General features: G+C 65.9%; 24 protein-coding genes. 11 read left to right on the top strand and 13 right to left on the bottom strand.

Features of this window, described 5'->3' with window-relative positions; all coding sequences use genetic code 11:
- Positions 1-117 precede the first annotated feature (117 nt).
- The 4 genes from FNJ47_RS29290 to FNJ47_RS29305 all read left to right on the top strand — a co-directional run bounded on the left by FNJ47_RS29290 (position 118) and on the right by FNJ47_RS29305 (position 2,809).
- Positions 118-504 carry a CidA/LrgA family protein gene (locus FNJ47_RS29290; protein ID WP_163159438.1) on the top strand — a complete coding sequence of 129 codons (387 nt, stop codon included), beginning with the start codon at positions 118-120 and terminating at the stop codon, positions 502-504.
- Positions 501-1,223 (top strand): LrgB family protein, encoded by a 723-nt coding sequence (locus FNJ47_RS29295; protein WP_163159439.1) that lies wholly within the window; start codon positions 501-503, stop codon positions 1,221-1,223. The genes FNJ47_RS29290 and FNJ47_RS29295 overlap by 4 nt, the downstream gene beginning before the upstream one ends.
- A gap of 134 nt (positions 1,224-1,357) precedes the next feature.
- Complete coding sequence (locus FNJ47_RS29300) at positions 1,358-2,095, top strand: sulfite exporter TauE/SafE family protein (protein WP_163159440.1); 738 nt, start codon at positions 1,358-1,360, stop codon at positions 2,093-2,095.
- A gap of 48 nt (positions 2,096-2,143) precedes the next feature.
- Positions 2,144-2,809: a DsbA family protein gene (locus FNJ47_RS29305; protein WP_163159441.1), complete on the top strand. Its 666-nt coding sequence runs from the start codon at positions 2,144-2,146 to the stop codon at positions 2,807-2,809.
- Positions 2,810-2,825: 16 nt separating this feature from the next.
- Here the strand turns inward: FNJ47_RS29305 and FNJ47_RS29310 are convergent, their stop codons facing one another.
- Positions 2,826-3,428, bottom strand: coding sequence for a CGNR zinc finger domain-containing protein (locus FNJ47_RS29310; RefSeq protein WP_163159442.1), 603 nt, complete (start codon positions 3,426-3,428; stop codon positions 2,826-2,828).
- Between the two features lie 74 nt (positions 3,429-3,502).
- On the opposite strand from FNJ47_RS29310, the gene FNJ47_RS29315 reads away from it, so the two are divergent.
- Positions 3,503-4,180, top strand: coding sequence for an AzlC family ABC transporter permease (locus FNJ47_RS29315; RefSeq protein ID WP_163159443.1), 678 nt, complete (start codon positions 3,503-3,505; stop codon positions 4,178-4,180).
- Positions 4,173-4,475, top strand: a complete 303-nt coding sequence (locus FNJ47_RS29320; protein ID WP_163159444.1) for an AzlD domain-containing protein — start codon at positions 4,173-4,175, stop codon at positions 4,473-4,475. The genes FNJ47_RS29315 and FNJ47_RS29320 overlap by 8 nt, the downstream gene beginning before the upstream one ends.
- A gap of 9 nt (positions 4,476-4,484) precedes the next feature.
- On the opposite strand, the gene FNJ47_RS29325 is transcribed toward FNJ47_RS29320, so the two are convergent.
- The 5 genes from FNJ47_RS29325 to FNJ47_RS29345 form a co-directional block, all read right to left on the bottom strand.
- Positions 4,485-4,691: a hypothetical protein gene (locus tag FNJ47_RS29325; RefSeq protein WP_163159445.1), complete on the bottom strand. Its 207-nt coding sequence runs from the start codon at positions 4,689-4,691 to the stop codon at positions 4,485-4,487.
- A 63-nt stretch (positions 4,692-4,754) separates the two neighbouring features.
- The gene (locus FNJ47_RS29330) at positions 4,755-5,084 is read right to left on the bottom strand and encodes a LysR substrate-binding domain-containing protein (protein ID WP_236000155.1); all 330 of its coding nucleotides are present in this window, start codon (positions 5,082-5,084) and stop codon (positions 4,755-4,757) included.
- A gap of 91 nt (positions 5,085-5,175) precedes the next feature.
- A complete protein-coding gene (locus tag FNJ47_RS29335; RefSeq protein ID WP_163159446.1) occupies positions 5,176-6,258 on the bottom strand; it encodes a carboxylesterase family protein in 1,083 nt (360 codons plus the stop codon).
- Between the two features lie 221 nt (positions 6,259-6,479).
- Positions 6,480-7,451 (bottom strand): S1C family serine protease, encoded by a 972-nt coding sequence (locus tag FNJ47_RS29340; RefSeq protein WP_163159447.1) that lies wholly within the window; start codon positions 7,449-7,451, stop codon positions 6,480-6,482.
- Between the two features lie 143 nt (positions 7,452-7,594).
- Entirely contained in the window at positions 7,595-9,112 is a 1,518-nt protein-coding gene (locus FNJ47_RS29345; RefSeq protein ID WP_163159448.1) for an AMP-binding protein, read from the bottom strand.
- 335 nt (positions 9,113-9,447) lie between these two features.
- Between FNJ47_RS29345 and FNJ47_RS29350 the strand changes: the two genes are divergently transcribed.
- Positions 9,448-9,768: a PilZ domain-containing protein gene (locus FNJ47_RS29350; RefSeq protein WP_163159449.1), complete on the top strand. Its 321-nt coding sequence runs from the start codon at positions 9,448-9,450 to the stop codon at positions 9,766-9,768.
- Positions 9,769-9,846: 78 nt separating this feature from the next.
- Here FNJ47_RS29350 and FNJ47_RS29355 read toward each other — a convergent pair whose 3' ends face one another.
- Together FNJ47_RS29355 and FNJ47_RS29360 are read right to left on the bottom strand one after the other, a co-directional pair.
- A complete protein-coding gene (locus tag FNJ47_RS29355) occupies positions 9,847-10,116 on the bottom strand; it encodes a hypothetical protein (RefSeq protein ID WP_163159450.1) in 270 nt (89 codons plus the stop codon).
- 224 nt (positions 10,117-10,340) lie between these two features.
- On the bottom strand, positions 10,341-11,234 hold the full coding sequence (locus FNJ47_RS29360) for a LysR family transcriptional regulator (RefSeq protein ID WP_163159451.1): 894 nt from the start codon (positions 11,232-11,234) through the stop codon (positions 10,341-10,343).
- Positions 11,235-11,343: 109 nt separating this feature from the next.
- On the opposite strand from FNJ47_RS29360, the gene FNJ47_RS29365 reads away from it, so the two are divergent.
- Positions 11,344-12,336 carry an aldo/keto reductase gene (locus FNJ47_RS29365; protein WP_163159452.1) on the top strand — a complete coding sequence of 331 codons (993 nt, stop codon included), beginning with the start codon at positions 11,344-11,346 and terminating at the stop codon, positions 12,334-12,336.
- 179 nt (positions 12,337-12,515) lie between these two features.
- Here the strand turns inward: FNJ47_RS29365 and FNJ47_RS29370 are convergent, their stop codons facing one another.
- Positions 12,516-13,547, bottom strand: a complete 1,032-nt coding sequence (locus tag FNJ47_RS29370) for a peptidoglycan -binding protein (RefSeq protein WP_163159453.1) — start codon at positions 13,545-13,547, stop codon at positions 12,516-12,518.
- Positions 13,548-13,583: 36 nt separating this feature from the next.
- The gene (locus tag FNJ47_RS29375; RefSeq protein WP_229199232.1) at positions 13,584-14,579 is read right to left on the bottom strand and encodes a flagellar motor protein MotA; all 996 of its coding nucleotides are present in this window, start codon (positions 14,577-14,579) and stop codon (positions 13,584-13,586) included.
- Between the two features lie 543 nt (positions 14,580-15,122).
- Between FNJ47_RS29375 and FNJ47_RS29380 the strand changes: the two genes are divergently transcribed.
- The 3 genes from FNJ47_RS29380 (at position 15,123) to FNJ47_RS29390 (ending at position 20,737) form a co-directional block, all read left to right on the top strand.
- Positions 15,123-16,328, top strand: a complete 1,206-nt coding sequence (locus tag FNJ47_RS29380) for an efflux RND transporter periplasmic adaptor subunit (RefSeq protein ID WP_175068435.1) — start codon at positions 15,123-15,125, stop codon at positions 16,326-16,328.
- Between the two features lie 6 nt (positions 16,329-16,334).
- Positions 16,335-19,493 (top strand): multidrug efflux RND transporter permease subunit, encoded by a 3,159-nt coding sequence (locus FNJ47_RS29385; protein WP_163159454.1) that lies wholly within the window; start codon positions 16,335-16,337, stop codon positions 19,491-19,493.
- A 107-nt stretch (positions 19,494-19,600) separates the two neighbouring features.
- Entirely contained in the window at positions 19,601-20,737 is a 1,137-nt protein-coding gene (locus FNJ47_RS29390; protein ID WP_163159455.1) for an AAA family ATPase, read from the top strand.
- A 31-nt stretch (positions 20,738-20,768) separates the two neighbouring features.
- Here the strand turns inward: FNJ47_RS29390 and FNJ47_RS29395 are convergent, their stop codons facing one another.
- The 3 genes from FNJ47_RS29395 to FNJ47_RS29405 all read right to left on the bottom strand — a co-directional run.
- A complete protein-coding gene (locus FNJ47_RS29395; RefSeq protein WP_163159456.1) occupies positions 20,769-21,563 on the bottom strand; it encodes an inositol monophosphatase family protein in 795 nt (264 codons plus the stop codon).
- Positions 21,564-21,793: 230 nt separating this feature from the next.
- On the bottom strand, positions 21,794-22,867 hold the full coding sequence (locus FNJ47_RS29400; RefSeq protein ID WP_163159457.1) for a tetratricopeptide repeat protein: 1,074 nt from the start codon (positions 22,865-22,867) through the stop codon (positions 21,794-21,796).
- 7 nt (positions 22,868-22,874) lie between these two features.
- Positions 22,875-23,329 (bottom strand): thiamine phosphate synthase (locus tag FNJ47_RS29405; protein ID WP_163159458.1); only part of this gene is annotated, 455 nt, incomplete at its 5' end.

Consider the following 23,329-nt stretch of genomic DNA (forward strand, 5'->3'; position numbering starts at 1 on the left):
AGCCTTTGCGCGGGGATGACGGTGCCCAAGAACTGCGCACGCGTGCAAGACCTGATGCATTGACAAGCCATCGCCACACCGACCTGATAGGCGGATGCTTCGCGCGAGCGCTCTGCCATGATCGCCAGTCTCAGTCTGATCCTGCTCTGCCAGCTCGCAGGCGAGGTCGCGGTGCGTGCGCTCGCCGTGCCGGTGCCGGGCCCGGTGGTCGGGCTGGTGCTTCTGCTGTTGCTGCTATTGGCGCGCGACCGGTTTCCAGCGCTTGCGCGCGGGCCGCTCGGCAATGACCGCGTCGAGAGCGTCAGCCGCGGCATGCTCGCCAATCTCTCGCTGCTGTTCATTCCGGCGGGTGTCGGCGTGGTTCAGAAGCTCGATCTGCTCGCCGAGCACGGCACAGCTATCCTGGTGATCCTCGCGGTATCGGTCATCGTCACGCTGCTGGCGACGGTCGCGACCTTCGTTGCGGCGAGCAGCCTGTTCTCGCGCGATGAGGAGACGCCGTGAGCGACAATCCGTTCTCGCTCTGGGTTTATCTCTCGCAGTCGCCGTTGCTCTGGCTGACCGTGACGCTGTTGACCTATGCCGTGACCGATGCGGTGTCGCTGAAGACCAGGCGGCATCCGCTCGCCAATCCCGTGCTGCATTCGCTGTGGATCATCGGCGCATTCCTGCTGCTGACCAACACCTCCTACACCACCTATTTCGCCGGTGCGCAGTTCGTGCACTTCCTGCTCGGCCCGGCGACGGTGGCGCTCGCGGTGCCGCTCTACGAGAACCGCAAGCGGGTCGCGGCCGCGGTGCTGCCGATGCTGGTCGCGCTTGCGGTCGGCTCGCTGACGGCGATCGTCTCGGTGGTGCTGCTGGCGCGGGCCTTCGGCCTGCCGCGCGAGGTCATCCTGTCGCTGGCGCCGAAATCTGTGACGGCCGGTGTCGCGATGGGCATCAGCGAATCCCTGCATGCCGATCCGTCGCTGACGGCGGTGTCGGTGATCCTGACCGGCATCATGGGGGCGATCATCGTCACGCCGCTGATGAACTTCACCGGCATCACCGATTTTCGCGGCCGCGGTTTTGCCGCCGGCATCGCCGCGCATGGCATCGGCACCGCCCGGGCGTTCCAGGTCGACGAGGTCGCCGGTGTCTTCGCCGGCATCGCGATGAGCCTGAACGCGCTGGTCACCTCGCTTCTGGTGCCGCTGGCCGTGACATATCTGCTGCGTTGAGCACCATTGCAGGGCAGTTTTGTCCTATTGGTATGGCGTTGAGCAGCAAATCCTTCTAGGGTCGCCCGCAAAACGCGAGTCTGTTCCCCTTGGTCTTCTCCGCAACTCAGAGTGTGCTTGGACTGGCATCGGGCATGCTGGTCGGCTTTTCGCTCGGCCTGGTCGGTGGCGGCGGGTCGATCCTTGCCGTGCCGCTGATGGTCTATGTGGTCGGGGTGCCCCAACCGCATATCGCGATCGGTACCTCGGCGATCGCGGTCGCCGCCAATGCCGCCATCAACCTCTCCAACCACGCCCGCGGCGGCACCGTGATCTGGTCCTGCGCACTGGTGTTCGCGCTGGCAGGCATGTTCGGCGCTTTCGGCGGCTCGATCCTCGGCAAGATGTTGGACGGGCAGAAGCTGCTTGCGCTGTTCTCGATCGTGATGCTGGTCATCGCGAGCCTGATGCTGAAGACCCGCGCGCGGGTCGGGCTGACCGACGTCAAGATCTCGATGTCCAACATGCCGGCGATCATCGGTCTCGGGCTTGCCACCGGAACCATGTCCGGCTTCTTCGGCATCGGCGGCGGCTTTCTGATCGTGCCGGCCCTGATGCTGGCGACCGGGATGCCGATCATGAATGCGGTCAGTTCCTCGCTGGTGGCCGTCACCGCTTTCGGCATGACCACGGCCTTGAGCTATGCGTGGTCGGGGCTGGTGTCGTGGAGCCTGGCGGGGCTATTCGTCGCCGGCGGCATCGCGGGCGGCCTTTTGGGCACACGCAGCGCCCGGCACCTGTCGGAGCGGCGCGGCGCCCTCAATATCGTGTTCGCGACTGTGATTATCGCGGTGGCGATCTATATGCTGTTGCGTAACATCAACGTGTCCTGAACGTAGAAGGGCGAGGAGCCCTTGCGAAAGCCTGCTATGAACCACCTGATGAAATCGCCCCTGATCAACGCCGGTACCACCCGCCGCAATGCGCTCGGCCTCGTCAGTGCCGGCATCGCGCTTTTGGCTACCGGAGCCGCGCGCGCCGAGGACGACAACGTCCTGACCGAGGAGCAGGTGCTGCGCGATCCGGATATTCCGGTGATAGGCAATGCCAAGGGCGATATCACCATCGTCGAATGGTTCGACTACAACTGCCCGTATTGCCGCAAGCTCGCGCCGGAGCTTCGCCAGGTGGTGCAGGACGACGGCAAGGTCCGCCTGGTGCTGAAGGATTGGCCGATCCTCGGGCCGGTCTCCAAGGTGGCGGCGCGGATGGCGCTGGCGGCGAAGTACCAGGGCAAGTTCGACGCCGCGCATGAGGCGATGATCTCGGTCAATTCGCGCATCACCGAGCCGCGCATCGTCGAGCTGCTCTCGGGCGCCGGCCTCGACATGGACCGGCTGAAGAAGGATCTCGATGCCAACGCCAAGGCGATCGACGCGGTTTTGGCGCGCAACAACGAGCAGGCGATGGCATTCGGGTTCAACGGCACGCCGTCATTCATCGTCGGCAAGTATCGCGTACCTGGTGTGCTCAGCATCGACCAGTTCGAGCAGGTGATCGCCGACGCCCGCAAGGCCAATATGGGCCGCAAGACCGAGCAGAACTAAGCCCCTTGGCGTTCACTCACGCGGAGCCCTTCCGCTTGGCATAGGCGCGCCGCGCGCGCTCGCGATTGCCGCACACTTCGCTCGAGCACCATCTGCGGGTTCGGTTCGGGCTCTCGTCGACAAAGAACCAGCCGCAGCCATCAGCCTCGCAGCATCCGATGCGCCTGGCGTCGTCGGATGCCAGCAGGGCCGTCAGCGACCAAAGCACCGGCCATAACGGCTCCGTCACGTCGATCCCCGCCAGCGCATGGCGATAGCCGCGATCCTGCCGCACGAGGTCGGGTTGCCGGGGCGCTGCTGCAAGCAATCGATTGACGAGACCAAGGTCCGCGCCGCGGCCGCCGCGCAGCGCGTCCGAGATGGTCCAGATGTCGCGGCGCAAGTCGTACGCCTTCTGCATCGCGGCGGCGGCCTCGCTGCTTGCCGAGCGCGCTTTCAGCTTCCTGGTCGCGGCAAGCGGCAAGGTGCCGCGGCGCTCGCTCCAGGACAACAACGCCGCATAATCCGGGATCAGCTCCTGCGGATCGTTTGAGGTGCGCCAGTCCAGCGTGTTGGCGAAGTCAAGGCAGACCCGTCCACCGAAAAACTGCGTCGCTGCCCGCGCGGGGTCTCTTGACATCACGGCCTCTCACAAAGTCTAATCTAATGGTCATGACCATTACAAGCGCTCAGTCATCCCGACCTGTCCCAACGATGACGACAGCCGGATTCCGGCGCGGCATGGTCGCGGCGCTGCCGTTCCTGCTCAGCAACGGTGCGGCCGGCCTCGTGATGGGACTGACCTACAAGGGGCTTGGGTTGGGGGCGGCGCATGCAATCCTGTTCAGCCTGCTGGTCTACTCGGCTACGGCGCAGGCCATCACGCTGAGCATGTGGGCCAGTCCGCTGCCGATCGTTGCCATGGTCGTCGCCTGCATCGCCACGAATTCACGATACTTACTGATGGGTGCCCATCTGCGCCAGCTGTTTGGCGGATTGGCACCGCGGAAGATGCTGCCCACCCTGTTTCTGCTCGCGGATGCGTCATGGCTGATGACGAGCTCGGACGCTGACCGCAACGGACCTGATGCGGGCTATCTGCTCGGATCGAGCATACCCATGGCGGTCGGCTGGGTTGGCGGCACCGCGCTCGCCTATGCCGCCCCGCTCGCGGCAAACGGACCGCTCAGGCTCGCCGCCGCCTTGCTGCCGACGATGTTCATCGCGACGCTCCTTCCCAGCCAGTGGAAGAACGTGCGATCGCCGTGGCCGTGGCTGACCTCCGCCGTCGCAGCGCTGCTCGTTGCGCGGTTCGGGGATCCCAGGTGGTCGATGCTGATTGGAGGCGGATGCGGCACGCTTGTGAGCATGATGGAGCGGAGCGATGCATGACCTGCAGTTGCTCGGCGTTATCTGCATCCTCGGCGTCACATGCTATGCCATGCGCGCCGGCGGATACGTGCTCGCCGCATCGATGCGCGACGACAGCATCGCGGGCCGGTTTCTCCGGCTTGCGCCCGGCAATCTGTTCATTGCATTCATTGTCGGCGGCTGCCTGTCGGGCGGGCCGGCAGGCCTTGTCGGGACCGTGGTCGCGCTCGTGACAATGGCAATCACGGCGCGGGAGTGGGCCGCGCTCGGAGCCGGGTTCGGCGCCGCGCTGGCAGCATCCACGATCGGATGGTGACGCCGGCGATTATTTCGACGCGATCTTGTCCCACTGCTCGCGGGTACGCGTCTTCAGCAGATTCCAGTCATGGGCCGCAACGTCCCAATTGACGATGGTGCGCGTATCCTGCGCCACCTCGCCATTGGCCACGTTCGACGTCCGCATCGAATCATAGACATAGACGCCGCAAATCAGCAGCAGCGCGCCCAAAATCATGCCGAAAAACGTCCGCATCGCTCAATCCCTCCGGTGTCGGCAGGATAACGTCGTGGGGTTCGCTGTGGTTCCGGCGATCGGTCAACTGCGCGCGAACACGCGCATGACATAATCGATGAACACGCGCACGCGCGGCGACAGCTGGCGGTTGCGCGGATAGAGCAGGGATACCGGCACCGATGGCGGTGCGCATTGTTGCCGCACCGGGATCAGCGTGCCGTTGGCAAGATCGGCCTCGGCATGGAAGCGCGGCACCTGCACGAGACCGAGGCCGAGTTTGGCGCTCGCCAGATAACTCTCGGGACCGGTCACCGACATCGGCGCCGGCAGGGGAAACTGCTTGAGCCCGCCGTCGATCACGAACTCCATCGGCCGCAAGCGTCCCGTCGTCAGCGAGCGGATGCCGATCATGCGGTGGCCGTCGACCCTTCGAGACGCGCTTCGCGCTCCTCCAGCGACAAAGGCGAAGCCTTTGCGCGGGGGTGACGGGGGAGAGGGGAGCTCACGCGCTGCCGACCTGTTCACCATTCAACCACGTCATGATCTCCGCATTGATCTCGCGCGGATAGGTGTGGCTGAGGTCGTCGATCTCGCGATAGGTCACCCTGGCACCGGCGGCCGACAGCAAGCCTTGCGTCTGCCGCGCGGTCTGTACCGGAAACATCCAGTCGAGCTTGCCGTGGGTGATGAAGATCGGGAGGCCGCGCAGCCGCTCCGCATCGGCCATCTCGGCCATCAGCGGATGGAAGGTCGCCGCGACCGGCGCAAGATGCGTGAAGCGCGATGCGCCGTCGAGCCCGGTCACATAGCTGAAGGTGCCGCCGTCGCTCATCCCGGTCAGCAGCATGCGCGTCTCGTCGATGCGCCAGCGTTCGCGCACCTGGTCGAGGATGCGGTTGAGGTTCGGCGTGTCGCTGTCGTCGCCCATCAACGCCCAGGTCTGGCCGGTTGCGGTCGGCGCCACCAGGATGGCGCCGCGGCTGCGCGCGTCGCGCAGCCAGCTCCACAGGAAGCCGCGGCCGTTGCCGCTGCCGCCATGCAGCGCCATCACCAGCGGCCAGGCGCGATCCGGCGTATAATATTCCGGCACATACATCGAGAAGCCGCCGCGGCTGCCCGGCTCGTTGCGCTCATGGAAGATGCCGGTGTCGGCATTGGGCGTCGCCGCGAGCTTGGCCTGCAGTTCGGTATCCTCGCGCAGATCGGCCGCAATGAAGAAGCCGCTGACCGGCGGCAACTCGGTCAGCGGATAGAGCGCCTCCTGCGCCCGCGGCAGATAACGCAGCGCGCGGAACACGCTGACCAGGTCGCCTTCACCGTTCTGCACCGCGCGCAACCCTGCATAGCCGGCCAGTGCCGGTTCGATCGCGGCTTCGAGCGCGGTCTTGATATGCGCGAATTTCTCCGGCCAATCGGTCAGGCGCGGCCGCACCGCCTGCAGGGCCTGCTCGGGCTCGCCCGCGATCTGCATCACGCGCTCGAAGTCCGGCGGGTTGAGATTGCGCGCGACGAAGGACAGCGATTCCAGCGTCTGCAACAATGGCGGCAGCACGGCCACGATGTCGTCAACCACGGCCTCGCTCATCGCCGACATCCTCTCGATCGCTAAGGTGAGATCAGATCAACCGCAGCCGCGGTGGGACTGCTCCCCCTCTCCCGCTTGCGGGGGAGGGCCGGGGTGTCACCACAGGCGATAAGCCCTGCGTGGCGAGAGCCCCCACCCGCATTGCATCTGCGATGCAATGCGACCTCCCCCGCAAGCGGGAGAGGTAAGGAAGGGGCGATCCATTCTGAAATCATGATGCTCTAATGCAGCCGCGGCGCCTTCAACAGCTTCATGCGGTCGATCGAGGTCAGCGTGACGTCGAAGGTGACGCCCTCGTGGTAGACCGTCAGCGGCACGTCGACGCCGGCCGCGCCGAGCGACCAGAGCTTGCGGTAGAAGCCGGTCTGGCTGGTCACGTTGTCGCCGGCGACCGCGATGATCACGTCGCCGGTCTTCAGCTCGGCGCGCGCCGCCGGTCCCTTGCCGGCGACACCGACCACCACGAGGCGGTTGTCGATCTCGGTCGTGTACATGCCGAGCCACGGCCGCGCCGGCCTGTCGACACGGCCGAACTTGCGCAGGTCGCTCAGCACCGGATTGAGCAGATCAATCGGCACGATCATGTTGACATGCTCGGCGCGGCCCGAGCGCTCGCGTTCGAGCTGCAGCGATCCGACGCCGATCAGCTCGCCGGCATTGTTGAGCAGCCCGGTGCCGCCCCAGTTCGGATGCGACGGATAGGTGAAGATCGCCTCGTCGAGCAGATATTCCCAGTAGCCGGCGAACTCCTGCTTGGCCGCGATCTGGCTTGCGACCGAGCGCGTGCGGCCGCCGGCGGCGCCGAGCACCACGTTGTCGCCGACCTGCGTCGCCGCCGACGAGCCGATCGGCAGCGGATCGATGTCGAGCCTGCCGAGCGCCTGCACCAGGCCGAAGCCGGATTCGAAATCGAAGCCGAGCGCGTGGCCTTCGACCGCGCGGCCGTCGCCGAGATGCAGCCACACCGTTGCGGCTTCGGTGATCAGATAGCCGATCGTCAGCACCAGCCCGTCGTCGATCAACACGCCGTTGCCGGTGCGCTCGGTGCCGAGCGTCTCGGCGCTGAAGGCGTCAGGCGGAATGATCGAATGCAGCCCGACCACACTCTTCAGTGCACGATCGAGATCGTAGCGGTAATCCTCGGGGCGAGGTTGAAAGGCCGCTGGCACTTTCCATTCGGTCGTGGAAGGCATCTGGGATCTCCTGGCGTGCAGCATGCTGGAACCTCATGGTAGGCCGAGGTTCTGCCGGCAGGGAAGATGGAATGATATACCCTGCGAGGCCGCCTGCACAGCTCATGTGGCGTGCAGGGCTGCGCCTCGCAAGATGAATTGAACTATTCGCCTTTTGTTGCCGCGCGTGCCGGCATGATGCGGAAGGCGCGGTCCTCCTTGATCCAGGCGGCGCGCTCGTCGCGCAGCATCGTGCGGCGGACCTTTCCGGAATCGTCTCGCGGCGCGGTGCCGACGCGCTCGAAACTTTCCGGATGCTTGTAGCGGCTGAGCCGGTCCTTCAGGAAATCGCCCATGCCGTTGGCGATCGCTTGCGCATCGGCGGTCTCGGCGAGCTCGAGAATCGCATGCACGCGCTGGCCGAATTCCGGATCGGGCAATCCGACCACGACGCAGGAGCGCACCTCGGGATGTTCGCTGACCGCGGCCTCGACCTCGGCCGGATAGATGTTGGCGCCGCCACGCAGCACCATGTCGGCGAGCCGGTCGCCGAGATAGAGGTAGCCTTCCTCATCGAGCCGGCCGATATCGCCGAGCGATTCCCAGCCGTCCGGCCGCCGCTTCGGTGTCGCGCCGAGATAGTGATAGGTTGAGCCGGCGCCGTCATTGGGCAGGAAATAGATTTCGCCGGTCTCGCCTGGCGCGACGTCGTTGCCGTCCTCGCCGATGATGCGCAAGCGCGCGGTCTCGCCGATCTTGCCGACCGAGCCCTTGTGCGCCATCCACTCGACACCCGAGATCACACAGGCGCCCTGCCGCTCGGTGCCGCCATAGAGCTCCCAGACCCGTTCCGGCCCGAGCCATTCGATCCACTTCTCCTTCAGCCAGGGCGGCATCGGAGCTGCCATGTGAAACACGATCTGCAGGCTGGAGACGTCGTAGCGGTTGCGCAACTCCTCGGGCAGCGCCCAGATCCGGTGCATCATGGTCGGCACGAAGTTGACCCATTGCACGCGCTCGCGCGCGATCAGCCGCAGCGTCTCCTCGGCGTCGAACTTCACCATGCCGGTCAGCCGCCCGCCGCCGAACAGCGCCGAATGCGACAGGATGAACGGCGCGTTGTGATAGAGCGGGCCCGGGTTGAGCACCGAGGCCTCATGCGGCATGCCGAGCAACAGCGGTGTCGTGGTTTCGATCACGGCGGGGTTGTGATCGAGGATCACCTTCGGCCGGCCGGTCGAGCCGCCGCTCGTCATCGCCTTCCAGTAGCGCGCGACTGGCGCGTCGAGCGGCTCTTCGGAAAATCCCTCCGGCACGAAATTCACCGGCAGCGAATTCGGCGCGTTCCAGTCGGCCTCGCCGCCGACCACCAGCGACGGCTTCAGGATCTCGAGCACCGCGGCGGCCTCGCCGCGCGGCAGCCGCCATGACAGCGAGGTCGGCGTTGCGCCGCATTTCCACACCGCGAAAGTCGTCTCGAAGAACGCGTTGCTGTTGGGCAGCCCGATCGCGACGAAGTCGCCGGGCTTGACGCCCTTGGCGGCAAAGGCACGCGCCCGCGCATTGGCGCGGCGCTCGAGCTCGAGCCAGGTCAGCGCATCCGCGCCGTGGCTGACGGCGATCGCATCGGCGGGCTTGCGTTCGGCATACCAGCGCGGCACGTCGGCGAGGGGGATCAGCATGGGTCGTTTCCGTCTGAAGGGGGCGGCTTGAAGCGCTCTTGTTGCAGGGATGTGGCCAAAGCCACCGCGCCACTTCACCAACAGTGCGGCCGCCATGTCAAGCCGACGGCTGCTCGCGCGGCCGGTATCCCGCTGATGGAATTGCAGAATCCCTGTTTGCTAAAAGCCCGGTCAAGATTCCGGTAAAGTTCAAGCGATCGCGCTAAGCCGGACTTTACGGGGGAACGCCATTGTGGCGGCTGCGGTTGTGTGCCGGGCGCGTCGATCGACGCGCGCGGTCTCGAATCTCTTCAAGGACCAATGTCAAGCACCAATGTCTTCAAGGACGAATGACGATGGCGAGCAACGGAGCACGGATCAAGGTCAGTCGCGAGCCGCGGCGCCAGCTCAACAACCGTGCGGCGTGGATCACGGTCGATGACGGCGCGACCGAGAATGCCTGTGCCGTGGTCGACATCTCGCCCGGCGGTGCCAAGATCACGACCGAGGTCGAGTTCGTCGTCACGGACCGCCTCGCGCTGACGCTGCTCGCCGATCATGCCAAGCGCTACCCGTGTGAAGTGGTCTGGCGTCGCGGCAACACCTACGGGCTCAAATTCGTGACTGCGGACGCTGAGCCGGACGAACCGGCCGTGGAGCCGGTCGGCGCGGTATAGCCGCTTTCAAGCGAAGTCGGCGAGCGCGCCGCTGGCCGGCTCGGCGCCGTTCAGCTGCTCACGCGGGCGTACCCGACGTCAGCGTCCCGTCGCACTGTTGGCATTGCCGGTCGTGCTCACCGAACCGCCGGGAGGGGCCGGCGCCGCACTGAAATTGCCGCCGGATGACGGTGCATAGCGCTGGCCGCTCTGGGCCGGCAGCGCAGTCCCGCCGATGCCGTTCGATGAAGCGGCGCGGTCGCCCGGCCTCGGCGGCGGTGGCGAGCCTCCCGTGCTCTGCGCGAGAAGCTGGGCCGGCGCGAGCGTCAGGCCGGCGGCGACGATGATGGCGAATCTGGTCTTGAGCATGTGCTGGTCCAAGATGGCGCGCGGAGGCTGAAGCGGGATGCAAAGCCCCGGCGAAGACGAAACGTCCGTCAGGCTCGCGCGATTATACATCCAATAATGTCGGTCGTGTTGGTCACGTTCCAAGGTGCCGTCGCACAACTGTGAAGCAAATCTCCGTGCGCTGGATCTCGACGGAGCGTCAGGCAGGAGGTTTCGGCATCACCTCGGCGCGCCGCCGTTCGCGATCAGCCGCGATAGCGCAGCGCATCGACCAGCAGGGCAAACGCCGGCGCGGATTGCCGCCGGCTCGGATAATAAAGGTGATAGCCGGGAAACGGTGCGCACCAGTCGTCCAGCACCTGGATCAACTGTCCCTTGGCGAGCTGCGCGCGCACCTGGTCCTCGGCCACATAGGCGAGCCCCAGGCCCGCCAACGCCGCCTTGATCCGCAATGGGGTGCTGTTGAACACCAATTGTCCGTCGACGCGGACCTTGAGCGGGCGGCCGCGCCGCTCGAATTCCCAGGCATAGATGCCGCCATGGGTCGGCAGGCGGATGTTGATGCAGGCATGTTGCGTCAGGTCCTGCGGCCGTTTGGGGCGCTCCCGCCGCTTGAAATAGGCGGGGGCTCCGACCACGACCATGCGGAAATCCGGCCCGATCCGCACCGCGATCATGTCCTTGGCGAGCTGTTCGCCGAGCCGAACGCCGGCGTCAAAGCGTTCCGCGACGATGTTCGCGAGCCCGTTGTCGACGGTCAGGTCCACCTTGATGTCGGGATAGCGCGGCAGGAATTCGGCCAGCGCCGGCCACAGGATCGTCTCGGCGGCGTGCTCGCCGGCGTTGATGCGGATGATGCCGGCGGGTCTCTCGCGCAAGGCAGTCAGCGCCGAGAGCTCGGCCTCGATCTCCTCGAAGCGCGGGCCGATGCCCTGCAGCAGCCGTTCGCCGGCGGCGGTCGGCGCGACGCTGCGCGTGGTGCGGGTCAAAAGCCGCACGCCCAGCCGTTCCTCCAGCGCGCGCATGGTGTGGCTGAGCGCCGATTGCGACACGCCGAGCCGTGCGGCGGCGCGGGTGAAGCTGCGGTCGCGCGCGACGGCGAGGAAGGCGATCAGGTCATTGACGTCATGCCGCGACATTCATGAGTCCTGCTCATAAGTCTATCCCGGTTTCTACGTCTAATAGCCTGCCGGTGCACGCCCTAAATCCCGCCGTGACGAATTCCAGTCATCGATGCGGAGAGACATCATGCAGAAACGTAAACTCGGCAGCAGCAACCTCGAAGTCTCGGCGATCGGCCTCGGCTGCATGGGCCTTAGCTTCGCCTACGGCCCGGCGGTCGAGAAGAATGCGGGCATCGCCATGCTCCGCGCCGCCGTCGAGCGCGGCGTCACCTTCTTCGATACCGCTGAAGTCTATGGCCCTTACGTCAACGAGGAACTGGCCGGCGAGGCGCTGGCGCCGGTCCGCAACCAGGTCGTGATCGCGACCAAGTTCGGCTTCGATATCGGCTCCATGGCCGAGCGGCACCGGTCGCTGAACAGCCGGCCCGAGCACATCAGGGCGGTCGCGGACGCTTCGCTGAAGCGGCTGAAGATCGATGTCATCGATCTGTTCTATCAGCATCGCGTCGATCCCGCGGTGCCGATCGAGGATGTTGCCGGCACCGTGAAAGACCTGATTGCCGCCGGCAAGGTCCGCCATTTCGGCCTGTCGGAGGCCGGTGTGCACACCATCCGCCGCGCCCACGCGGTGCAGAAGGTCACGGCCCTGCAGAGCGAATATTCGCTGTGGGAACGCGGACCGGAAGCGGAGATCCTGCCGCTGCTGCAAGAGCTCGGCATCGGCTTCGTGCCGTATAGCCCGCTCGGCCGCGGCTTTCTCACCGGCGCGATCAGCGCGTCCACGACATTCGCAAGCGACGATTTCCGCAACCTCGTGCCGCGCTTCACGCCGGAAGCCCGCCGCGCCAACCAGGCGCTGGTCGATCAGCTCGCCAGCATTGCCGCCGGCAAGAGCGCGACCACAGCGCAGATCGCGCTGGCCTGGCTGCTGGCGCAGAAGCCGTGGATCGTGCCGATCCCGGGCACCACGAAGCTCAATCGGCTCGAGGAAAACATCGGCGCCGCCCGCGTCGAACTGACCGCCGCCGATCTGGCTGAGATCGGCAAGGCGGTCGCCGCGGTCGAGGTGCAGGGCGCCCGCTATCCGGAGCAATTGCAACAGATGGTCGGACGTTGAGGAAATCGAGCCACACACTCGATGTCGTCCCGGGCTTGACCCGGGACCCATAACCACCAGTGGCAATGGTCGTGCGATGCTGGGGCCACAGCGCTCTGCAACAACGCACCCCTGTGGTTATGGGTCCCTGCTTTCGCAGGGACGACGGATGATTAGGCGTTACCGCCGCTTCACGGCGATTAGCGTTCCGTCAGCTTCAGCTCGATACGGCGGTTGCGCTTGTAGGCGTCTTCGGTCTGTGCGGTGTCGAGCGGCTGGAATTCGGCAAAGCCGGCGGCGACCAGGCGCTGCGCCGGCACGCCGAGCGAGATCAGATATTGCACCACCGAGATCGCGCGCGCGGAGGACAGTTCCCAGTTCGACTTGAACAGCGGGCTGTTGGTGATCGGCCGCACGTCGGTATGGCCGTCGACGCGGAGCACCCAGGCGATCTCGGCCGGAATCTGCTTGTCCAGATCGATCAGCGCGCTCGCCACGGTATCGAGTTCGGTCTTGCCCTCCGGCAGCAAGGTCGCCTGGCCGGTGTCGAAGAACACCTCCGACTGGAACACGAAGCGATCACCGACGATGCGGATGTCAGGACGGTTGCCGAGGATCGCGCGCAAGCGGCCGAAGAATTCCGAGCGGTATTTCGACAATTCCTGCACCCGCTGCGCCAGCGCGACGTTGAGGCGCGAGCCGAGATCGGCGATCCGGTTCTGCGATTCCTTGTCGCGCTTCTCGGAGGCGTCGAGCGCCTCCTCGAGCGCGGCGAGCTGGCGGCGCAGCGCGCTGATCTGCTGGTTCAGCACCTCGATCTGCGCCAGCGCGCGCGACGACACGCTCTTCTCGGACTCCAGCGCCTTGTTGAGTTCGTTGGCGCGGCCCTGTGCGTCGCTGCCGGAATTGGCGAGCCCCTCATAGAGCCCCTTCATGCGGTCGCGCTCGCCCTCGGCGGAGGCAAGGCCGGCGCGGAGCTGCGCGACCTGGTCGTCGAGCGTCAGCTTGGAGAGCTTCTCCAGCGACAAGAGATCGTTGAGCTGGGCGATCTTGGCGGTGAGCTGCTCCAGCGCCTTGTCCTTGCCGGTGACCTCCTGCGACAGGAAGAACTGCACGACCAGGAACACCGACAGCAGGAACACGATCGACAGCACCAGCGTCGACAGCGCGTCGACAAAGCCGGGCCAGTAGTTGAAGCCGGATTCGCTGCGGCGTGAGCGGGCGAGGGCCATGAATGTCTCCTTGGGCTTGCTTCGCTCGAAGACGCTCTAGTTCTTCTCGGGCTGGCGGGCGAGGCGCTCGAGCAGCCGCTTGATCTCGCGGTTCTGCTCGCCCTGGCCGTCGGCCCATTCACGGATCATCTGCTGCTCGGTGCGCATATGTGCAACCAGCCCCTGGATCGCCTCGGCGAGATTGGCCATCGCGGCCGTGGTGCTGCGGCCGCTCCCGCCGGCGCCGCCTTCCTCGAGCGTGGCACGCAGCCGGTCGATCGCGCCCTGCATGTCGCCGGAGACGCCGGCTTCGTCACCGGAAATGCCGCGCACGGTGGTGGCGAGCCAGTCCTCGAGGTCGGTGTAGAAGCGGTTCTGGGCCTGGCTCGATTGCAGATCGAGGAAGCCGAGAATCAGCGAGCCGGCGAGTCCGAACAGCGAGGACGAGAACGAAATGCCCATGCCGCCGAGCGGGGCGGCGAGGCCTTCCTTCAGCGTATCGAACAGCGCGCCGGCGTCGCCGCCGACCTTGAGCCCGTCGATCACCTTGCCGACCGAGCCCACCGTCTCGATCAGGCCCCAGAAGGTGCCGAGCAGGCCGAGGAAGACCAGCAGGCCGGTCATGTAGCGCGAGATGTCGCGGGCCTCATCGAGGCGGGTTGCGATCGAATCGAGCAGATGCCGCATGGTCTGCTGCGAGATCGACATCCGCCCGGTGCGTTCGCCGCCGAGGATCGCGGCCATCGGGGCAAGCAGCGTCGGGCGGCGCTCGATTGCAAGGCCGGGATCGGCGATGCGGAAATTGTTGACCCAGGCGACCTCGGGGTAGAGCCGGATCACCTGGCGGAACGCCAGGATGACGCCGATCAGCAGCACCGCGCCGATCAGGGCGTTCAGCCCGGGATTGGCGAAGAAGGCGGTGACGATCTGCTTGTACAGCACGACCCCGACCAGGCCGCAGAGCACCAGGAACACCAGCATCCGCACCAGGAAGATCCTGGGCGAGGACAGCTTGCTCAGTTCGATCTCCATCTCGGATCGGGAGGGGGGCATTGCCGGGTCATCCGTTCGCGAAGGCCGCATCTGCCAGCAATATGGCACAGCGGCGGAGTGAGGAAAGCCGAATCAAAAGGCTGTCGGTAGAACCTCGGGTTGATACGGAGTGGAGTGTTGCCGCTTTGCGCAGCTTTCCGGGGCGCTGGCGCATCTGCGTGTGCAGAAGGTGCCAATCCCACGCGGGGATCGCGAGACGAACGCGGGTTGCACCGGTGGGTGGGGTGCACGGCGGCGATCGGCGATTCGCGCGCCGCGCATGACGGGTTTGCAATCTGCGGCATTCCCGCGCAGGCAACAGGCCGCGTTCCCGCTCACGCAGTCCTTAACGCATTCCCACAGCCTCCGATGGAACCCGCTCACAATGCAGTGACAGGATAAAAGATGCCGCGAAATCAGGGCGATAGCATTCTGTGACAATGAGCCGCCTGACAAGCGCATTGCGTCGCAGCAAGCAGATTTTATTTTCACCGCAGCAACGCGAGCGCTGTCGCCGTGACAACGCCGTTCGTTTGTTCAAACCTATCAGGGGCGATCATCTCGATGTCTGGACTTCGCGCGCAATCGGCATGCATTGCTCTGATGCTGGCCGTGACGGCGCCACTGCTTGCTGGTTGCGACGAACCGAAAACCGCAACCGCCGCCGTACAAGCACCGGAGCCGGACGTCAGTGTCGTCACTGTGAAGCAGCAGGCGCGCGCGATGGTGCGCGAGCTGCCGGGCCGCATCGCGCCGACCCGTGTCTCCGAGGTGCGCCCGCGCGTCTCGGGCATCGTCGTCAACCGCATGTTCCATCAGGGCAGCGAGGTGAAGGTCGGCGATCCCCTGTACCAGATCGATCCGCGCCCGTTCGAGGTCGAGTTGCAGTCGACCGAGGCGGAGCTGGCGCGCGCCAAGGCAGTGCTCGAGCAGAACTCGCTGCAGGCCCGCCGCATCGCAACCCTCACCAACCAGCGTGCGACTTCCGAGGCCGAGAACGAGAAGGCGATCGCCAACCTGAAACAGGCCGAAGCCGACGTGCAGGGCCGCGAGGCCGACGTCGCGCGTGCCAAGCTCAATCTCGATTATGCGACGATCCGTGCACCGATCGACGGCACCATCGGTGCTGCCGTGATCAGCGAAGGCGCGCTCGTCGTGCAGAACGATTCCGCGAGCCTTGCGACCATCCAGCAGCTCGATCCGATCTATGCCGACTTCCAGCAGTCGGTGACCGAGCTGAACCAGCTCCGCCGCGCCTTCGAGAGTGGCGATCTCGACCGCATCGCGCCCGACGCGATGAAGGTCCGTCTCGTGCTCGACGACGGCTCGATCTATCAGGTCGCAGGCAAGCTGCTGTTCTCCGACGCCAAGGTCGATGCTCATACCGGGCAGGTGACCTTGCGCGGTGAGTTCCCGAACCCGCATCGAATCCTGCTGCCGGGCATGTATGTCCGCGTGCTGATCGAGCAGGGCATCGATACCGACGCGATCGCGGTGCCGCAGCAGGCGATCCAGCGCAATGGCGGCGGCGGCAGCGAGGTGTTCGTCGTCAAGGACGACAATCACGTCGCGGTGCAGCCGGTGCGCACCGGCTCGTTGCAGGGCGGCCACTGGTTCGTCACCGAAGGCCTCAAGGCCGGCGACAAGGTCGTCGTCGAGGGCTTCCAGAAATTCGCCGCCGGCGACAAGGTCAAGCCGCTGGCCTGGCGTGAGGTCGACGCCGCTGCGGTACAGTCGGATTCGCCGCAGACCGCGCACGCGGGGCGCTGATCCGGCATGCCCAGCTTCTTCATCGACAGGCCGATCTTCGCCTGGGTCGTGGCGCTGTTCATCTGTCTGGTCGGCGCGATCTCGATTCCGCTGCTCGCTGTCGCGCAATATCCGATCATCGCGCCGCCCTCGATCTCGATCTCGACGAGCTATCCCGGCGCGTCGCCTGAGAACCTCTACAACAGCGTGACGCGGCTGATCGAGGAGGAGCTCAACGGTGCCGCCAACATCCTGAACTTCGAATCGACCTCCGACTCGCTCGGCCAGGTCGAGATCATCGCCAACTTCAAGCCGGGCACCGACACCAGCCAGGCCTCGGTCGAGGTGCAGAACCGCCTCAAGCGCGTCGAAGCGCGACTGCCGCGCGCCGTGATCCAGCAGGGCATCCTGGTCGAGGAAGCCTCCTCGGCCGTGCTGCAGATCATCACGCTGAATTCGACCGACGGCTCGCTGGATGAAGTCGGCCTCGGCGACTTCATGATCCGCAACGTGCTGGGCGAGGTGCGCCGCATCCCCGGCGTCGGCCGCGCCACGCTGTATTCGACCGAGCGTTCGCTCCGCATCTGGATCGATCCGGCCAAGCTGGTCGGCTACGGCCTGTCCGCCGACGACGTCAACCGGGCGATCACGGCGCAGAACGCCCAGGTCGCCTCCGGCAGCATCGGCGCCGAGCCGAGCACCGATACGCAGAAGATCTCCGCGCAGGTGCTGGTGAAGGGCCAGCTCTCCTCGCCCGACGAGTTCGGCGCGATCATCCTGCGCGCCAACGCCGACGGCTCGACGGTCCGCCTGCGCGACGTCGCGCGGATCGAGATCGGCGGCCTCAGCTACCAGTTCAACACCCGTCTCGACGGCAAGCCGACGGCCGGTCTCTCGGTGCTGCTGTCGCCGAAGGGCAATGCGCTGGCGACCGCGAGCGCCGTCGAAGCCAAGATGAAGGAGCTGTCGCGCTTCTTCCCGGCCAATATCTCCTACGAAATCCCCTACAACATCACGCCCGTGGTCAAGGCCTCGATCGAGAAGGTCTTGATGACGCTGGTCGAGGCCGTTGTGCTGGTGTTCATCGTGATGTTCCTGTTCCTGCAGAACATCCGGTACACCATCATCCCGACCATCGTGGTTCCGGTGGCGCTGCTCGGCACCTGCGCCACGCTGATGGTCGTCGGCTACTCCATCAACATGCTGACCATGTTCGGCATGGTGCTGGCGGTCGGCATCCTCGTCGACGACGCCATCGTCGTGGTCGAGAACGTCGAGCGCATCATGGCAGAGGAAGGCCTGCCGCCGAAGGAAGCGACCCGGAAGGCGATGTCGCAGATATCAGGCGCCATCATCGGCATCACGTTGGTGCTGATGGCGGTGTTCGTGCCGATGGCGTTCTTCCCCGGCTCGGTCGGCATCATCTACCGCCAGTTCTCGGTCACCATGGTGGCGGCGATCGCGTTCTCGGCGCTGCTTGCGCTGTCGCTGACGCCGGCGCTGTGCGCGACCTTGCTCAAGCCGGTCGAGAGGGGCCGTGGCCATGCCCGCAAGGGCGTGTTCGGCTGGTTCAACCGCGTGCTCGACAATAGCCGCGCCGGCTATACGCGCACCGTGCAAGGCTCGCTGAAGCGCACCGGCCGGCTGATGCTGATCTATCTCGTGCTGTTCGCAGGCGTCGCCTACGGCTTCGTGCGGCTGCCCGGCGGCTTCCTGCCGGTCGACGACCAGGGCTTCATCACGACCGACGTGCAGACGCCGTCGGAGTCGTCCTATGCGCGCACCGAAGCTGCGGTCGAGCAGGTCGAGAAGTATCTGAAGGATCGTGCCGGCATCGAGAACGTCACGTTCCTCACCGGCTTCAGCTTCCTTGGCCAGGGCATGAACACCGCGCAGGCCTTCATCACGCTGAAGGACTGGTCGGAGCGCGGCCCGAAGGATTCGGCGGCCGCAATCGTCGCCGACATCAATCGCGACCTGTCGTCGTCGATCCGCGACGCCAGGATTTCCGCATTGCAGCCGCCGCCGATCGACAATCTCGGCAACTCCTCGGGCTTCTCGTTCCGCCTGCAGGACCGCGGCCAGAAGGGCTATGCCGCGCTGATTGCGGCGTCCGACCGGCTGATCACGGAGGCCAATGCCAGCCCGGTGCTGCAGAAGGTCTATGTCGAAGGCCTGCCGCCGGCGCCGCAGGTCAATTTGATGATCGACCGTGAGAAGGCCGGCGCGTTCGGCCTCACCTTCGAGGACATCAACAACACGATCTCGACCAATCTCGGCTCGAACTACGTCAACGACTTCCCGAACCGCGGGCGCATGCAACGCGTCATCGTGCAGGCCGACAAGACCAGCCGCATGAACGCGGACGACATCCTGAACTACAACGTCAAGAACAGCCGCGGCCAGCTGGTGCCGTTCTCGGCCTTCGCCACCATCGAATGGACGAAGGGGCCGACGCAGATCGCGGGCTTCAACTACTATCCGGCGGTGCGCATCTCCGGCGAGGCGAAGCCGGGCTTCACCTCGGGTGACGCGATCGCCGAGATGGAGCGGCTCGCCGACAAGCTGCCGCGCGGCTTCGGCTACGAGTGGACCGGCCAGTCGTTGCAGGAGAAGCTGTCGGGCTCGCAGGCGCCGTTCCTGCTCGGACTGTCCGTGCTGGTGGTGTTCCTGCTGCTCGCCGCGCTCTACGAGAGCTGGACCATTCCGCTCGCGGTGCTGCTCACCATTCCGCTCGGCATTCTCGGCGCCGTGGTGGCGGCGACGCTGCGTGGGCTGTCCAACGACGTCTATTTCACCGTCGGCCTGATCACCATCATCGGTCTCGCCGCCAAGGACGCGATCCTGATCATCGAGTTCGCCAAGGACCTGCGCGCGCAGGGCAAGCCGCTGGTCGAGGCCACCATCGAGGCGTGCAGCCTCAGATTCCGCCCGATCCTGATGACCGGCCTCGCCTTCGTCTGCGGCGTGCTGCCGATGGCGATCGCCACCGGCGCCGGCGGCGCCAGCCAGCAGGCGCTCGGCACGTCGGTGATGGGCGGCATGATCGCCGTGGTGATCCTCGCGCTACTGCTGGTGCCGGTGTTCTTCGTCAGCGTGCAGCGCGTGCTGGCGGGAGACCGCGAGAAGACGGCGGAGAACGCCGAAGTCTACGGTCCGCCTGCGCCGGCAAGGGGAGGCCACTGATGTCCGGCGGCGACGCCTCCGGCTTGCATTCGCAAGCCAGTCAATCCAGATTGCAGCTCTGGATTGAACGGGGAGCGTTAAGGCAACCCGAGGATTGAGAGCATGTGATGCGGCCGAGCGATATTGCGATCTCGAACTATCGCTCCATTCGTCGGCTCTCGATGCCCATTCAACCGCTCTCCGTCTTCGTCGGCGAGAACGGTGTCGGCAAATCCAATCTCTACAAGTCGCTGTCGCTGCTGCGGGACGCGGCGACGGGCCGGATCACCCGCACGATCGCCGACGAGGGCGGATTGAACTCGGTCTGCTGGTCCGGCATGCGCAAGCGGGGCGAGGATGCGCGGCTGCGATTGGCGGTCAGATTCGAGCACGTCAATTACGCGATCGAGCTCGGACATCCCGGTCCGGTCGAGGCGGCGTTTCCCGGCGAGCCGATGATCAAGTCCGAACGCATCGAGGCGATCCACGGCAAGCGCAAGGTCCTGATGATGGAGCGGACCAATTCGCACGTCAGCGTCCGCGGCGAGAGCGGTGCCTGGAGCGAGCACAAGAATGCGGTGCTGCCGTCGGAAACCGCGCTCGCCGATTTCCTCGACGGCCAGACATGTCCCGAAGTCGGCCTGATCAGGGACGCGTTGCAGAGCTGGCGCTTCTATCACGATTTCCGCACCGATCCGGCGTCGCCGATCCGCAAGCCTTGTCTTGCGATCACGACGCCGTCGCTGAGCGCCGATGGCAGCGATCTGGCGGCCGCGTTGGCAACGCTCAGCGCGATCCGGCAGGATGCAGTCGACTTGCAGGATGCGATCGAGGATGCATTCCCGGGCGCCGAGCTCCGGGCATGGGAAGACAGCGGGCGGTGCGAATTCGAGCTGCAACAGGCGGACATGCCGCGTGCGTTCAAGGCGCACGAATTATCCGACGGCACGCTGAAATATATCTGCCTGCTCGCCGTGTTCATGGGCTATCGGCTGCCGCCGTTCATCGCGCTGAATGAGCCCGAGACCAGCCTGCATCCATCGCTGCTGGCGCCGCTGGCCCGGCTGATCGCCAGGGCGTCGCGCCGCGCCGACATCTGGATCGTCACCCATTCGGAGCAACTGATGGAGGCGTTGCGCAGCGAGAGCTCGGTGCCGCTGCGCCGGGTGATCAAGGCGAAGGGCGCTACGGCCATCGAGGGCCTGACCCTCAGCGGCGAGTTTCGTGACGGGCAAGACGACGAGGACGACGACGATGATGATTAGAGCGCGATGAGATCAAGATCGTGCCGTCGCGCTATTGCCCGAGCGGCTTCACGATCTTGATCAGCTCGCCGTGCACGAACTCGTTGCCGCAGACGACATGGCCGGTCTGCAGCGGGTCGTCATTGCCCTGGATGCCGGAAACCGTGCCGCCGGCTTCCCGGACCATCAAGAGGCCGGCTGCGACGTCCCAGGCCTGCAGATTGCGCTCCCAATAGCCGTCGAGGCGGCCCGCCGCGACGAAGGCGAGGTCGAGCGAAGCGGCGCCGAAGCGGCGGAAGCCCGCGACCTTGCTCTGCAGCGCGGCCATTTCCTGCAGTGCCAGCTGATGATTGCCGCGACCGATATGCGGCAGGCCGCAGCCGACCACGCATTCGTTGAGCTGGCGGCGGCCGGCGACGCGCAGCCGCTGGTCGTTGAGGAACGCGCCCTTGCCGCGTTCGGCGATATAGAGCTCGTCATTGGCGGGATTGTAGATCACGCCCGCGATCACGGTGTCTTCACGCAACAGCCCGATCGAGATCGCGAATTGCGGGATGCCGTGCAGGAAGTTGGTGGTGCCGTCCAAGGGATCGACGATCCAGGTGTGGCTCTTGTCGCTGCCTTCGCGCTTGCCGCCTTCCTCGCCGAGGAACCCGTAGCCGGGCCGGGCCTTTTCGAGGTCGGTGTAGAGCATCTCCTCGGCGCGCTTGTCGGCCAGCGAGACGAAATTCGCCGGTCCCTTCAGCGACACCTGGAGATGTTCGATCTCGCCGAGGTCGCGCTTGAGGCTGCGGCCGGCGCGGCGCGCGGCCTTGACCATGACATTGATGAGGGCGGAGTAGAGCATGATGGAAGCTGGTGGCTTTCGAGCGTTGGAAATCAATCAGGCAGCGTGCACAAGGCCTTGCCCGTCATCCTGAGGAGCGCGGAACGCGCGTCTCGAAGGATCGACGGCCACCAGCCGGGCCGTGCATCCTTCGAGGCTCGCTCTGCTCGCACCTCAGGATGACGGGAAACGGCCTGCGGCGCCTTCGGTTTCCGGACTGGGTGCCCTCTGGAAGTGGCGCCGTCAAGGCGTCATTTGACGTTGTTTCCGATCCATTTTCGCGCGGCTGCCTCGCCCTTGGCGCGGTCTTCCGGGCTTATATCGGCGAGGATGTCGTCAAGATCGGGGTCGCCCTTGCCGGCGGTCTTGGCGATGGTGTGCCATTTCAGCGCCTCCACCTTGTCCACCGGGGCGCCGGCGCCGGTCGCCAGCACATGGGCGAGGCGGTTTTGCGCGATCGCGCTGTTCTGCCGGGCCGCCTTGCGCAGCAGCGCCACCGCCGCCGGCACGTTCCGCGGCGTGCCGGCGCCGTTGTAGAGCGCGATGGCGTATTCGACCTCGGCATCGACATTGTCGGCCAGCGAGGCGGCCTGCAGCAGCCGCGCCGCCTTTTCGAGGTCCTTCGGCACGCCGGTGCCTTCCTTGTAGAAGGTCGCCAGCGCGTATTGCGCCTCCGGGCTGCCGGCGTCCGCGGCCATCCGCAGCAGCTCGGCGGAGCGGCGGAGGTCCTGCGGCAGGGTCTGGCCGTCGAGATAGAGCAGGGCGAGATTATAGGCCGCCTTGGGTTCGCCGAGCTTGGCCGCCGATGCCAGGAGCTTGACCGCGCCGTCCTTGTCCACCGCGCCGCCGCGGCCGGCGATCTTCATCATGGCGAGCGCGAACATTGCCTCGCGGTCGCCGGCATCGGCGGCGCGCTTGTACCAGTCGTCGGCCTTGGCATAGTCGCGCTTGACGCCGAGCCCGTTGGCATAGAGCTCGCCCAGCATCGTCATCGCCTTGGGATCATTGTTGTTCTGCGCGCGCACGGTCGCGAGATCGAACGCAGTCTTGTACATGCCGCGCTGATAGGCGCCGAATACGAGGTCGACGTTGGGATCGTCGACGGCCTGGGTCGGCGAGGGCGTCGGGCTGGGCGTTGCGGTGGCGGCAGGCTTCGGCGCGGGTTTCTTTGCGACCGGCGCGTGCACCTTCGGCTTCTCCTTCGGAGCCTCCTTCTTCGCAGGCGGCGGCGTCTGTGCCGGCGGCGTGATCGAGAGCTGCGCCATCGCGCCGCTCGCCAGCATCGTGCAGCCGAGCGCAACACCTATCGGACGCAGGCATTTCATTCCACCGTCATCCCTCGGCCTTGGCCTTGCCGAATGTGCCGGCATGCGCCTGCGCGATCGCATCGCCGATCTCGACCAGAGCCGTTTTTGCGCCGCGCGGATCGGACCAGATGATGTCGCCGACCAGCACGAAATCCGCGCCGGCCGCCGCGAACGCCTCCGCCTCCTCGCGTGAGGTCGCAAAGCCTACGCAGGGCGGCTCGAACAATTCGTCCCACCATCCCAGCCGCTCGGCGATCGCCTCGGTGGAAGGCCGCTGTCCCTTGGCGTCGGGCTCGCCGAACAGCACATAGTCGGCACCGGCCTCGCCGGCGGCCATGGAATCGTGGCGCGTCGCGAGCCCGCCGACGCCGACGATGCGGTCGGGCTTCAGCGCGGGCGCAGCCTCTTCCATCGCGGCGACGCCGGTCAGATGCGCGCCATCGGCGCCGGCGCGGGCCACGATGTCGGGATGGCCGTCGA

This window comes from Bradyrhizobium uaiense (assembly GCF_010811875.1).
GTDB classification, from domain to species: Bacteria; Pseudomonadota; Alphaproteobacteria; order Rhizobiales; family Xanthobacteraceae; genus Bradyrhizobium; species Bradyrhizobium uaiense.